This is a genomic window from Luteimonas qiangzhengi, assembly GCF_039548515.1.
GTDB lineage: Bacteria > Pseudomonadota > Gammaproteobacteria > Xanthomonadales > Xanthomonadaceae > Luteimonas.
Window position 1 is genome coordinate 45,648 of sequence record NZ_JBCLVE010000005.1, and the last position, 13,313, is coordinate 58,960.

General features: G+C 67.6%; 8 protein-coding genes. 5 read left to right on the forward strand and 3 right to left on the reverse strand.

All coding sequences use genetic code 11. The features are described from left to right. Positions 1-132: 132 nt before the first annotated feature. Complete coding sequence (locus tag WCE59_RS04240) at positions 133-1,050, reverse strand: ribonuclease H-like domain-containing protein (RefSeq protein WP_449284103.1); 918 nt, start codon at positions 1,048-1,050, stop codon at positions 133-135. Beyond that, positions 1,047-3,449 (reverse strand): DEAD/DEAH box helicase, encoded by a 2,403-nt coding sequence (locus tag WCE59_RS04245; RefSeq protein WP_343257472.1) that lies wholly within the window; start codon positions 3,447-3,449, stop codon positions 1,047-1,049. The genes WCE59_RS04240 and WCE59_RS04245 overlap by 4 nt, the downstream gene beginning before the upstream one ends. A 111-nt stretch (positions 3,450-3,560) precedes the next feature. Here WCE59_RS04245 and ligD point away from each other — a divergent pair, with 111 nt between their 5' ends. Continuing rightward, complete coding sequence (gene ligD / locus WCE59_RS04250; RefSeq protein ID WP_343257473.1) at positions 3,561-6,080, forward strand: DNA ligase D; 2,520 nt, start codon at positions 3,561-3,563, stop codon at positions 6,078-6,080. A gap of 25 nt (positions 6,081-6,105) precedes the next feature. On the opposite strand, the gene WCE59_RS04255 is transcribed toward ligD, so the two are convergent. Beyond that, the gene (locus tag WCE59_RS04255) at positions 6,106-6,747 is read right to left on the reverse strand and encodes a DNA-3-methyladenine glycosylase (RefSeq protein ID WP_343257474.1); all 642 of its coding nucleotides are present in this window, start codon (positions 6,745-6,747) and stop codon (positions 6,106-6,108) included. A 139-nt stretch (positions 6,748-6,886) separates the two neighbouring features. Here WCE59_RS04255 and mutS point away from each other — a divergent pair, with 139 nt between their 5' ends. The 4 genes from mutS (at position 6,887) to WCE59_RS04275 (ending at position 13,262) form a co-directional block, all read left to right on the forward strand. Then, a complete protein-coding gene (gene mutS, locus WCE59_RS04260; RefSeq protein WP_343257475.1) occupies positions 6,887-9,475 on the forward strand; it encodes a DNA mismatch repair protein MutS in 2,589 nt (862 codons plus the stop codon). 21 nt (positions 9,476-9,496) lie between these two features. Continuing rightward, positions 9,497-10,912 carry a magnesium transporter gene (mgtE, locus tag WCE59_RS04265; protein ID WP_343257476.1) on the forward strand — a complete coding sequence of 472 codons (1,416 nt, stop codon included), beginning with the start codon at positions 9,497-9,499 and terminating at the stop codon, positions 10,910-10,912. A gap of 103 nt (positions 10,913-11,015) precedes the next feature. Next, positions 11,016-11,627, forward strand: a complete 612-nt coding sequence (locus WCE59_RS04270) for a DUF937 domain-containing protein (RefSeq protein WP_343257477.1) — start codon at positions 11,016-11,018, stop codon at positions 11,625-11,627. Between the two features lie 126 nt (positions 11,628-11,753). After that, positions 11,754-13,262 (forward strand): catalase, encoded by a 1,509-nt coding sequence (locus WCE59_RS04275; RefSeq protein ID WP_343257478.1) that lies wholly within the window; start codon positions 11,754-11,756, stop codon positions 13,260-13,262. The last annotated feature ends 51 nt before the right edge of the window (positions 13,263-13,313 follow it).

The window sequence follows — 13,313 nt, forward strand, 5'->3', positions numbered from 1 at the left end:
CGATGAAAGAGGAGCGCCGGGCCTGCCGCCACGGCGGGCTGGAATCTAGACCACCCAGCGTTTACCTACCTTTAACGGAGGGGCGGAAGTTCCGCTGGAACCGGGATTCCGGGGATCGAAGTTACCGCTGATTCAGCCAGCAACACCTGCGCCCGGGCAGTCCCACCAGGACACCCGCGCGAAATATGCCAGCAGGTCCGTCAGGCTGCGCAGGTCCTGGGCATTGTGGTGGCCGACGCGGCGCAGTTTTTCCGCGCTGCCGCCACGCAGGTACGACAGCCACGCGGCCGGCGCCTCGCTGCCCGGCAGGTCATCCTCGCGAATGACGCCGAGCACCTGGCGCTCGATAGTCGCCAGCCTGCAGTTCTCCCACACCCCGCGCCAGCGCCGGCGTGCCGGATGCAGCAGATCGATGTGGGCGCGACCGAGCACGGGGTCCGGCTGACGCGCCAAGGTGTAACGGGTGGACAGCAGCGGACGGTCGTAGGACTTGCCGTTGTATGACAGCAGCACCGTGTCATCGGCAAGCCAACGGCTGAATTCGGCCAGCATGGCCTGCTCGGCCGCCAGCGTGGTCATCAGCAGCTGGCGGATACGCAGCTCGCCATTGCGCCAATCCGCTGCACCGATCATGAACGCGCGGGTGCCGGTACCGCCTGCCAGGCCGGTCGTTTCGGTATCGAAGGCGAGGATGCGCGAGGCCGCCACCGGCTCCATGCGCAGCGCGGACAGGTCCAGCACTGCAGCCGGCGGCTTCGCAGGCTGGCGCATCTCGATGCGGCGCAGCCCGGGCGCGATTTCCTCGCCATCCAGCGTGCGGTCACGACTGACCGGCTGCACCAGAGCGCCGCCAGGGCGCAGGCCCATCAGCCGCCGCAGCTGTGCAACCTGCTGGCGGTGGCGATCACCGCCGCGCCCGGAGCCGGAGTCGGTCCGCCTATCGGCAGGCAGACTGACGGGGGCCGGGGGCCGCGCAGGCGACGGCCCGGGACTGACGCCCGCTCCCGCCTGCTGCTTCAGCCTGGCCAGTTTTTTCGCCAGCGCGCTCACACCGTCTCTCCCAGCAGATCCAGCACCGCCAGCGCAACCTGTCGCGGGGTCATGCCATTGGCATCCTCGTCGGAAGCCAGCACCGGGCCCACGCAGGCCGGACAACCGGCCTTGCAGGCGCAATCCCGCACCACTTCCAGCGCATGTCGGCGCAACTCTTCCCGCCGCTCATACAGCGGCAGCGACAGTCCCACCCCGCCCGGGTAGTTGTCGTAGATGAAGATGGTGGGCGTGAAGCCGCGCACCTCGGTGACCACCTCTTCGCCGGTCTCGGCCGAGCGCAGCTGGCCGCGCCCACCCAGGTCAGCGGACACGAACCAGGCACCGTCGCCGCTGCCCACCGCCTTCTGCAGGTCACGGCCCTCGGCCATCACCGACACCATGGCCACCAGGTGCAGCGCGTAGGCCGCACCCAAAAAGCCATCCAGCGCCTGCTGGCGGCTTTCGAAGTGATGATCGAGCACGCGCTGCGGAAGCTGCCACCACACCGCGGTGGTGTGCAGTTCCTGGTCGGGCAGGTTGACCGGCCCGTAGCCGATGTTTTCGTGGGTGTGGAAGCGGATTTTCTTGTAGCCCGAGACGCGCCTCACCACGTGCACCTCGCCGTGGTGGGCGCTGCCCTGCCCGCCCGGCGCGCCGTCGGCTTCGTCCAGGACCTTGAGCTTGGTGTAGTCAATCGCGTCGGTGTAGTAATCGACCCGGGTGCGGCGCACGTAGGCTTTGCGGCCCTGCCAGTCCAGGCGCTCGACCTGGAACGGGGCCGACTGGACCATGTGGATCGCGCCCTCGTACAGGGTCAGCGCAGCGGCCGAATAGTCGACCTCGGCAATGATGGTCTGGCGCCCGTCGGTGCGATCGACGACAACGAAGTTGCCATCGGCAACGGAGCGCAGGTTCACCGCCTGGGCCGGATAGCTGTCGGCGATCCACTCCCAGCGTCCGCCCTCCTGGTGCAGCACGCCGCTTTCGGCCAGCACTTCCAGCCACGGCGCAGCGTCGACCGGACCCAGGCTGTCGCCATCAAGAAACGGCAGCTCAAACGCGGCGCAGCGGATGTGGTCCATCAGGATCAGCGGCTGGTCCGGCTCGATCCGCGCCTGCTCGGGCGTGGCATCGGCGAAGAACTCCGGGTGCCGCACCACGTACTGGTCCAGCGGCTGGCTGCTGGCCACCAGCACGCCGATCGAAGGCTGCTGGCGGCGTCCGGCGCGGCCGAAGCGCTGCCAGGTCTGGGCGATGGACCCCGGGTAGCCATTGAGGACCACGACATCCAGGCTGCCGATATCCACGCCCAGCTCCAGCGCCGATGTACTGACGATGCCGTCGACCCGCCCCGAGCGCATTTCGCGCTCCACCTCGCGCCGCTCGGTGGGCAGGTACCCGCCGCGATAGGCGCGGATGCGGCGCGGCTTGCGCGGATCGTTGTCGAAGATTTCCTTCAGGTATTTGGTCAGCACCTCGACCATCAATCGGGTCTGGCAGAACACCAGGGTCTTGAGCCCGGAGCGGATGGCCAGGCGGGCGATGCGATTGGACTGCGAGCGCGCTGAGGCACGCAGGCCCAGGTCCGGGTTCACCACCGGCGGGTTCCACAGCAGGATGTGCTTGGCGCCGCTGGGCGCGCCGCTTTCGCTGATCGACTCCAACTCGTCCTCGATCAGCGCGCGGCCGTGCTCGGCGGCGTTGCCGATGGTGGCCGAGCACAGGATGAACTGCGGACGCACGCCATAGAACGCGCATACCCGCTTGAGCCGCCGGATCACGTTGGCCACGTGCGCACCGAACACGCCGCGATAGGTGTGGACCTCATCAATCACCACGTAGCGCAGGTTCTCGAAAAACTGCGCCCACTTGGTGTGGTGCGGCAGGATCGCCTGGTGGAGCATGTCCGGGTTGCTGACCACGATGTCGCCGTTGATGCGGATCGACTGGCGGGCATCGCCCGGCGTGTCGCCGTCGAAGGTGGCCGCACGCAGGCCGAGGTTGCCGGCGGCGTTGAGCTCCAGCAGCTCGGCGACCTGGTCCTGGGCCAGGGCCTTGGTCGGAAACAGGTACAGCGCCTTGGCGCCCTGCTCCATCGCCCCGGCAATGACCGGCAGCGTGTAGCACAGCGATTTTCCCGAAGCGGTGGGCGTAGCCACCATCAGATGCCGCCCGTCGCGCGCCGCCCTCCAGGCCTCGGCCTGATGCGAGTACAGCGATTTGATGCCGCGCGTCCGCAGCGCTTCGGCCAGCGCCTCCGGAAGATCCTGCGGCAGCGGGCGGATATCAGCCGGATGGGCCGGGATGGTGAAGTGGCCGGTGATGCGGTCGCCGTAGCGCTCGGCGAGCTTGCCGGCCAAATGCGTGCTGGTTGGCGCGGGCGCGGAAAACGGGCGGTCGTGAAGGATGGCGTTCATGCGGCGGCGGTGAGGCGGAGAGGGGCCCGAGTGTCCCTGGCCGCTGGCTCACAGGGTGAGACTGGGGCAGTTCACGAAGGAATGACGGGGCTGGGCTGATGGTCGGACGGCATGAGCCTGTCCGACTACCGCCGCAAGCGCAGCTTCGACAAAACCCGCGAGCCGGAGCCGGGCAAGGCGCCGCCAAGAGGACAGCGCGCGATCTTCGTGGTGCAGCTGCACCACGCCAGCCGCCGCCACTACGACTTCCGCCTGCAGGTGGGCGATGCGCTCAAGAGCTGGGCGGTGCCCAAGGGGCCGAGCTACGACCCCAAGGTGAAGCGCATGGCAGTGGAGGTGGAGGACCACCCGCTGGACTACGCCGCGTTCGAGGGTGAGATCCCAAAGGGCCAGTACGGCGGCGGGCATGTGGCGCAGTTCGACCACGGCGTGTGGGCCACCGAAGGCGATCCGGAAGCGCAGCTGGCCAAGGGTCACCTGCGTTTCGAGCTGTTCGGCAGCAAGCTCAAGGGCGGCTGGCACCTGGTGCGATCCGGCAAGGCGGCGCGCCAGCCGCAGTGGCTGCTGTTCAAGGACAGGGACGACTATGCCGGTGAGCTGGAGGCCGACGACCTGCTGGCCGATGTCACCCCGGCGCCGGCTGAAGATGTAAAGCGCGCCGGGGCCGGCAAGGCCGACCGGCGCAAGCTGAAGTCGGTGCCTGCGCCGCGCCCGCATCGTCGGCAGTGGAAGAAGAAGGCCTTGGCGCTGGAAGACGCACAGGCCGCCGAGCCACCGACCGGCCCGTTCGAGCCGCAGCTGGCCAAGCTTGGCGACACCCCGCCGCGCGGCGATCGGTGGCTGCATGAACTGAAGTGGGATGGCTACCGGATCCTGGTCACGGTGGCCGACGGCAAGGCGCGGCTGTGGTCGCGCAATGCGCTGGAGTGGACCGACCGGCTGCCCGATATCCGTGAGGCAGTGGAGAACCTGGGGCTGAAATCGGCAGCGCTGGACGGCGAACTGATCGCCGGCGCCGGCGCGATCGCCGACTTCAATCTGCTGCAGTCCACCCTCTCGGGCGAGCGCCAGGGCGCGCTGTCGCTGGTGCTGTTCGACCTGCTGCACATCGACGGCGTGGACATCACCGAAGTACCGTTGACCGAGCGCAAGGGGCTGCTGCAGGAACTGCTGGAGGACGCGCCGCGCCAGCTCGCCTTCAGCTCGCATATCGAGGGCGACGGCGAGGTGGCTTACCAGCTTGCAGGTGATCAGCACTTCGAGGGGATCATCTCCAAGCGAGGTGACCGACCCTATCGCGGCGGGCGCGGCAACGACTGGCGCAAGACCAAACGCTTGGCCAGCGACGAGTTTGCAGTGGTGGGCTACACCGCGCCCAAGGGAAGCCGCACCGGCTTCGGCTCGCTGCTGCTGGCCCGGCCGGACCCGGAACATGGCTGGCTGTACGTGGGCCGGGTGGGCACCGGCTTCAGCGACGAGCTGATGCGCGAGGTGACAAAGAAGCTGGGCAAGGGCGGGGAAAAGAAGCCGACCGCGCACGTGGGCACCACTGATACCGACCTGCGCACGGCGACATGGTTTGCGCCGAAGTTCGTGGTGGAGGTTTTCTTCCGCGGGATCGGCCGCCAGCAGCTGCTGCGTCAGGCTTCACTGAAGGCCGTGCGCTGGGACAAGAATGTGGAAGACCTGGCCGATTCCGATCGGGATGGGCGGACGCAGGCTCCGGATCTTGCCAGTGCTCGCGAAGACGCTGAGGATCGCCCGCTGCCCGCCCTGTCCAGTCCGACCAAGGTGCTTTTTCCTGATGAGGGCTTTACCAAGCAGCAGATCTGGGACTACTACACGGCCGTGCTCGATCACCTGCTACCGGAAATCGCCGGCCGGCCGCTGTCGATCATCCGCTGCCCCAGCGGCATCGGCAAAGCGTGCTTTTTCCAGAAGCACCACACCGCGGGGCTGGAGCTGGTGTCCTCAGTGAAGCTCAAGGAAGAAAGCGGGGCCAACGCCCAATACTTGGTGGTGGAAGACGCGGCGGCGCTGATGGAGCTGGTGCAGTTCAACGCGCTGGAGTTCCATCCGTGGGGATCGCATGCGGCCAATCCCGATATCGCCGACCGGGTGGTGTTCGACCTGGATCCCGGATCCGGCGTGCCCTTTGCCGAGGTCAAGCGCGCGGCCAACGACATCCGCAGGCTGCTGGCCGGACTGGAGCTGGAATCCTTCCTGCGCGTGTCGGGTGGCAAGGGCCTGCACGTGGTCGTGCCGCTCAATCCCGGTTGCGATTGGGGCCTGACCAAGCGCTTTGCCCACGGCTTCGCCGACGCGCTGGCGCAGTCCGAACCGCACCGTTTCCTGGCCAGCGCCAGCAAGCGCCTGCGCAATAAGCGCATTTTCGTCGACTACCTGCGCAACGGCCGCGGCGCCACCGCGGTGGCGTCCTACTCGCTGCGCGGGCGGCCCGGCGCACCGGTCGCAATGCCGCTGTTGTGGAGCGCGCTGCCAAAGCTCAAGCGCGCCAATGCGTTCACCCTGGAAGAAGTGCCGGCCATGCTGCGGCGTCGGCGCAAGGACCCGTGGGAAGGAATGGACCGGATCCGGCAGGATCTGTCCCACTGGGCCGAGGGTGATTGACTCAGCGCCGATCAGGCAGCCGCAGTCATCCTGATCGAGGGCCGGACTTACCGGGCGCGCGGGGCGCACGCACCGACACGTGATCGTGATCGGGCACGTGCCAGCGCCACGGAAACTCCACCGCCCGACTGATTCCGATCCGCGGCCCGACCACCGGTCGTCGGGGTGGCGGCGTTCCGTCGGAGACGATGGTGATGCCACGGTCCGCGTTGACCAGGTCGGCGCCATCCAGCTCGCCGGTGATCCCCATCGCCTGAGACAGCTTGCCGGGCCCGCTGCCGATGTCACGATCGCGCCGCGCCTTGGGCCGCAGCGGGCGCATCAGTTCGATCCCGCCCACCGGCTCAATCGCCCGCAGCAGCACCCCGACGCCCTCGCCCACTTCGCCGCAGACCGCGTTCGATCCCCAGTGGATGCCATAGGTGAAGTACACATACAGGTGCCCGGGCTCGCCAAACATGGTGGCGTTTCGCGGCGTCTTTCCCCGGTACGAATGCGCCGCCGGGTCGTCGCTGCCCCCATACGCCTCGACCTCCACGATGCGCCCGGCGCGGCCGTCTTCACGCACCAGGATCCTGTTGAGCAGCTCGGGGGCGACTTCGACCGGATGACGTCGGTAGAAATCCCGCGGCAGCGATTGCCAGCCGTCAGGAAGCACCAGCGTCATTCCGTGCCTCCGACCCCTACCGGGTGCAGTGCCGCCAGGACCATCTCCATCCTCCAAACGCTGAGCGTCGAGTATAGGCAGGGCACGCCAGTTACCATAAAGGGTCGTGTCCCACCCTTCTCCCAAGGATCCAGAGCCGATGTCGAAACCCGCCGCCGCCGCGGTGAAAGCGCCCGAACACACCCCGCTGATGCGCCAGTTTTTCAGCGTCAAAGCCGACCACCAGGACGTGCTGCTGTTCTTCCGCATGGGCGATTTCTACGAATTGTTCTTTGACGATGCGCGCAAGGCGGCGCGACTGCTGGATATCACCCTGACCCAGCGCGGCAATTCGGCGGGACAGCCGATCCCCATGGCCGGCGTGCCCTACCACGCGGCGGAAGGCTACCTGGCACGGCTGGTGGCGCTGGGCGAATCGGTGGCGATCTGTGAGCAGATCGGCGACCCGGCCGCCAGCAAGGGCCTGGTGGAACGCCAGGTGGTGCGCATCCTCACCCCGGGCACGGTGACCGACGAGGCGCTGCTCAACGAGCGCCGCGACACCCTGCTGCTGGCGGTGTCGCGGAGCAAGCGTGGCTACGGCCTGGCATGGGCTGACCTGGCGGGTGGGCGGTTCCTGGCCAATGAAGTCGCCAACGAAGACCAGCTGGAAGCCGAACTGGCCCGACTGGCCCCCGCGGAAGTGCTGGTGCCGGACGAGGACGGCTGGCCGGACTTCCTGCACGAGCGGAGCGGCCTGCGCGCCCGCCCGCCGTGGCTGTTCGATGCCGACAGCGGCCGCCGACAGCTGCTGAAGTTCTTCAACCTGCACGACCTGACCGGCTTCGGCCTGGAGGACCGTCCGCTGGCGATTGCTGCCGCCGGCGCCCTGCTCGGCTACGTGGAGGAAACCCAGAAGCAGCAGCTGCCGCACCTGACCTCCATTGCGGTGGAAACCGGCGACGGCGCGATCGCCATGAACGCCGCCACCCGCCGCCACCTTGAACTTGATACGCGCGTCGATGGCGACACCCGCAACACCATGCTCGGCGTGCTCGACACCACGGTGACGCCCATGGGCGGACGCCTGCTGCGCCGCTGGCTGCACCGCCCGCTGCGCGAGCAGCGCACGCTGGAGCAACGCCACCATGCGGTGCAGACCCTGATCGACAGCGGTGCCGAGGCGGATCTTCGCGAAGGGTTCCGCGCGCTTGGGGATCTGGAGCGGATCCTGTCGCGGATCGCGCTGCGTTCCGCCCGCCCACGGGACCTGTCCACCCTGCGCGATGGCCTGGCGATGCTTCCCGCGGTGCGCGACACCCTGACCGCGCTGGATTCGCCGCGCCTGCAGACGCTGGGCGACGGACTTGGCGAACACGCGGCCGAAGCCCACCTGCTGGCCACCGCACTGGTGGAGCAGCCGCCCGTGCTGGCCCGCGACGGCGGCGTGTTTGCCGACGGCCACGACGCCGAGCTGGACGAGCTGCGCGCCCTGTCCGCCAACGCCGACCAGTTCCTGGTTGATCTGGAAGCGCGCGAACGCGCGGCCAGCGGTATCGCCAACCTCAAGCTCGGCTACAACCGGGTGCATGGCTACTTCATCGAGATCAGCAAGGCGCAGTCGGCCAGGGCGCCCACCCACTACACCCGCCGCCAGACGTTGACCAACGCCGAGCGCTACATCACCGAAGAGCTCAAGCAGTTCGAAGACAAGGTGCTGAGCGCGCGCGAACGCGCCCAGGCCCGCGAACGCCTGCTGTACGAGCAGCTGCTGGACGCACTCAACCAGCGGTTGGAGCCGCTCAAACGATGCGCCGGCGCACTCAGCGAACTCGACGTGCTGGCCGCATTCGCCGAACGCGCGCAGGCGCTGGACTGGTCACGCCCGGAACTGACCGATGCGCCGGGCCTGCTGATCGAACGCGGCCGCCATCCGGTGGTGGAGGCGGTGCGCACCGAGCCTTTCGAGCCCAACGACCTGGCGCTGCACCCCGAGCGCCGGATGCTGGTGATCACCGGCCCCAACATGGGCGGCAAGAGCACCTATATGCGCCAGAACGCGCTGATCGTGCTGCTGGCCCACATCGGCAGCTTCGTGCCCGCGGCGCGCGCGAAACTCGGACCCGTCGATCGCATCCTGACCCGCATCGGCGCCGGTGACGACCTCGCCAAGGGCCAGTCCACCTTCATGGTGGAGATGGCCGAAACCAGCTACATCCTCCACCACGCCACCGAACACTCGCTGGTGCTGATGGACGAAATCGGCCGCGGCACCTCGACCTATGACGGCCTGGCGCTGGCCGAAGCCTGTGCGCGGCACCTTGCGGCCGCCAACCGCAGCATGACCCTGTTTGCCACCCACTATTTCGAGCTGACCGCGCTGGCTTCGGCCGAAAGCGGGATCGCCAACGTGCACCTGGACGCTGTGGAACACGGGGATTCACTGGTATTCATGCACGCAGTCAAGGATGGCCCGGCCAACCGCAGCTTCGGCCTGCAGGTGGCCGCGCTCGCGGGCCTGCCGCGCGCGGTGGTCGCCGACGCCCGCGCGCGCCTGGCCGAACTGGAGCACCGCGGTGAAGACAGCCAGACCGGCGGCATGCGCCCGCAGGCCCTGGACGAGCCCCGCCAGATCGGCCTGTTCGCGCCGTCGTCTGCAGTGCAGGACGCGCTGGCCGCGCTGGACCCGGACGAGCTGACCCCGAAGCAGGCGCTGGAAGCGCTGTATCGATTGAAAGCGCTTGGATAAGGCGCAACCGGAGATAAACCAATGACCGTCGACCCGATGACGACACGCCCGCTGTACCCGGTCGATGCGCAAGGCCGCTTCGACGCCGACCAGGCCGCTGCGTGGCTGGACGAACGCCTCCAGGCCGATGATCTGGACGCCGTGCGGACTGCTCTGTCCGGCGTTCTGGCGGTCGACCTGGCCGATACCCTCGGGCGCCTGCCGTCATCGGCCAGGGCGACGGTGCTGCCACTGATTCCCGGCGAGGAGCGCGCCCAGGCGTTCGGCTATCTGCCGCTGGAACTGCAGACCAGCCTGGTCGCAAAAATGCCGCGCAACAAAGTGGTCGAGCTGCTGGGACTGATGTCGTCCGACGAACGGGTCGACCTGTACAACACCCTGCCGGCGGATCGGCGCGAACGGCTGCTGCCGGCACTGGCACACGCCGAGCGCGAGGACATCCGGCGCCTGGCCAGCTACCCGGCCGACAGCGTCGGCGCGATCATGACTTCGGAGTACGCGGCCCTGACCGCAACGCTCAGCGCCGACGAGGCGATCGCCGAACTGCGCCGCATCGCCCCGGATACGGAGACGATCTACAACGCCTATGTCATCGACCCGCAGCGCAGGCTCATGGGCGTGGTCAGCCTGCGCCGGCTGATTCTGGCCGATCCGGACATGCCGCTGTCGGAGCTCATGATCCGCAACCCGATCACCGTCCCGGTCGACTCCGACCAGGAGGAAGCAGCCAGGCGGATCGCGCGATACGACTTCATCGCCCTGCCGGTGGTGGACGGTGACGGACGCATCGTCGGCATCGTCACCGCCGACGACGCGATGGACGTCGCCGCAGCGGAGGCAACCGAGGACTTCCACAAGGCCGGTGGCTCACTGGGTAGTCTGACCGTCAGCATGAAGAATGCCAGCGTGGGCCTGCTCTACCGGCAGCGCGTGCACTGGCTGGTGATCCTGGTCTTCGCGAACCTGTTCTCAGGCGCGGGGATTGCCCATTTCGAGGACCTGATCGCCACCAACATGGCCCTGGTGTTCTTCCTGCCACTGCTGATCGCCAGCGGCGGCAACGCCGGCGCACAATCGGCCACGCTCATGGTGCGCGCACTTGCCACCGGGGACGTCGCGCTGCGCGACTGGAGCGCGATGCTGGGACGCGAGGTAGCCGTGGCGCTGCTGCTGGGCCTGACCATGGCCCTGGCGGTGAGCGCGATCGGGATTTTCCGCGGCGGCCCTCCGATCGCCCTCGTGGTGGCGATTGCGATGCTGCTGATCGTGATGGTCGGCAGCGTCATGGGGATGTCTTTGCCGTTCCTTCTCAGCCGTTTCCGCGCCGATCCGGCCTCGGCCAGCTCGCCATTGATCACCTCGCTGGCCGACGGCATCGGCATCCTGATCTACTTCGGGATCGCGACCTGGCTGCTGGGGATGCTTGGGAGCGGATGAAGTGACAGCGCGAATCCGGATACGCGTCGACGCACAGTTGACGCCGGCTTCGTCCGACACAGTGCCGGCGTACCATGGAGCTCCACACTGATTGGAACCCACCATGGCCGAATCCCTCACCCAGCAACTGTTCGCCCAGCTTCAGGGCGCTCCGATGCAGCAGATGTCCAACCAGCTCGGCGTGGATGAGCAGCAAACCAGCCAGGCGGTCGGCGCGGCGCTACCGCTGCTGATGGGCGCGCTGGGCAGGAACGCCAGCCAGCCCCAGGGCGCGCAGGCGCTGCTGGGCGCGCTGCAGAAGGACCACGCGGGCGGCGCAGGCAATATCGCCGGCCTGCTTGGCTCGGTGCTTGGCGGCGGCGGCGGGCGCCAGACCGATGGCGCCGGCATCCTCGGCCACATCCTTGGCGGCAACCAGTCGCGCGCCGAATCCGGGCTGGCCCAGGTGGCCGGACTGGACAGCAACAAGGCTGGCCAGCTCATGAAAATACTCGCCCCCGTGGTGATGGCCTTTCTGGCCAGGCAGACCACGCAGCAGGGCAACGCCAGCGCGCAGGGACTCGGCGCGCTGCTGGGTCAGGAACAGCAGCAGATCCAGCAGCAGGACAGCGGCGTGGCCGGCCTGCTCGGTGCGGTGCTTGACCAGGACGGCGACGGCAAGCTGGGCCTGGGCGACGCGCTCAAGATCGGTGGCAGCCTGTTCGGCAAGCGCTGATACACGTGATTTCGCGAAAACCGGCGCAGCGATAGCCGGGCGCTATCGCTGCGTTGCCTTCTATCGAATTCACCTTCTCGCGCCCCCGCGCTAAGGTGATCACCTCATCTACCGGGAGTGTCAGCCATGAGCAAGCCGTCGGACGAAAAGAAGTGTCCTGTCACCCATCTCACCACCCAGTTCGGCGCTCCGGTGCCCGACAACCAGAACAGCCTGACCGCCGGTCCGCGCGGGCCACTGCTGTCGCAGGACGTGTGGCTGCACGAGAAGCTGGGCAACTTCGTGCGCGAGGTGATTCCGGAGCGGCGCATGCACGCCAAGGGCTCGGGCGCCTTCGGCACGTTCACCGTCACCAATGACATCACCAAATATACCCGCGCGAAGATCTTTGAATCGGTTGGCAAGCAGACCGAGATGTTTGCCCGCTTCACCACCGTGGCTGGCGAGCGCGGCGCGGCCGACGCCGAGCGCGACATCCGTGGCTTCGCGCTGAAGTTCTACACCGAGGAAGGCAACTGGGACATGGTGGGCAACAACACCCCCGTGTTCTTCATCCGCGATCCGCGCAAGTTCCCGGACCTCAACAAGGCCGTGAAGCGCGACCCGCGCACCAACATGCGCTCGGCCACCAACAACTGGGACTGGTGGACGCTGCTGCCCGAGGCGCTGCACCAAGTGACCATCGTGATGAGCGACCGTGGCATCCCGGCCACCTACCGCCACATGCACGGCTTCGGCTCGCATACCTACAGCTTCTGGAACAACCAGGGCGAACGCTACTGGGTGAAGTTCCACTTCCGCACCCAGCAGGGCATCAAGAACCTGAGCGATGCCGAGGCGGCCGAGATCACGGGCAATGACCGCGAGAGCCACCAGCGCGACCTCTACGAGTCCATCGAACGCGGCGACTTCCCGAAGTGGAAGATGTACATTCAGGTCATGCCGGAGGTGGAAGCGGAGCAGGTGCCCTACCACCCCTTCGACCTGACCAAGGTGTGGCCGAAGGGCGACTACCCGCTGATCGAGGTGGGCGAATTCGAGCTCAACCGCAACTCCGAGAACTTCTTCGCCGACGTCGAGCAGGCCGCGTTCGCGCCCAGCAACCTGGTGCCGGGCATCGCGCCCTCGCCGGACAAGATGCTGCAGTCGCGCCTGTTCAACTACGCCGACGCGCAGCGCTACCGGCTGGGGGTGAACTACCACCAGATCCCGGTCAACGCCGCGCGCTGCCCGGTCAACAGCAACCACCGCGACGGCCAGGGCCGGATGGACGGCAACTACGGCAGCCTGCCCCACTACGAGCCCAACAGCTTCAACCAGTGGCAGGAGCAGCCCCAGTTCCGCGAGCCGCCATTGAAGATCAACGGCAACGTCGCCGACTGGTTCAACTTCCGCGAGGACGACGCCGACTACTACAAGCAGCCCGGCGACCTGTTCCGGCTGATGAGCCCGGAGCAGCAGCAGGTGCTGTTCGACAACACCGCCCGCGCGATGGGCGACGCGCCGGACTTCATCAAGCGCCGCCACGTGGACAACTGCACCAAGGCCGATCCGGCCTACGGAGCGGGGGTTGAAGCGGCGCTGCGAAAGCTCGGAGCGTTTGCGGGTGAGGAGTCGCCCAACAGCCACGACTGATCACGCCTGATGTCGAAAAGGCCGCGCCCCCCCCCCGGGGTCGCGGCCTTT

What these genes read in the sequence shown, in the direction of transcription:
- WCE59_RS04270 (WP_343257477.1), top strand. Translation starts at nt 11,016, where the DNA reads ATGGCCGAATCCCTCACCCAGCAACTGTTCGCCCAGCTTCAGGGCGCT.
- WCE59_RS04245 (WP_343257472.1), bottom strand. Translation starts at nt 3,449, where the DNA reads ATGAACGCCATCCTTCACGACCGCCCGTTTTCCGCGCCCGCGCCAACC.
- ligD (WP_343257473.1), top strand. Translation starts at nt 3,561, where the DNA reads ATGAGCCTGTCCGACTACCGCCGCAAGCGCAGCTTCGACAAAACCCGC.
- mutS (WP_343257475.1), top strand. Translation starts at nt 6,887, where the DNA reads ATGTCGAAACCCGCCGCCGCCGCGGTGAAAGCGCCCGAACACACCCCG.
- WCE59_RS04275 (WP_343257478.1), top strand. Translation starts at nt 11,754, where the DNA reads ATGAGCAAGCCGTCGGACGAAAAGAAGTGTCCTGTCACCCATCTCACC.
- WCE59_RS04255 (WP_343257474.1), bottom strand. Translation starts at nt 6,747, where the DNA reads ATGACGCTGGTGCTTCCTGACGGCTGGCAATCGCTGCCGCGGGATTTC.
- mgtE (WP_343257476.1), top strand. Translation starts at nt 9,497, where the DNA reads ATGACCGTCGACCCGATGACGACACGCCCGCTGTACCCGGTCGATGCG.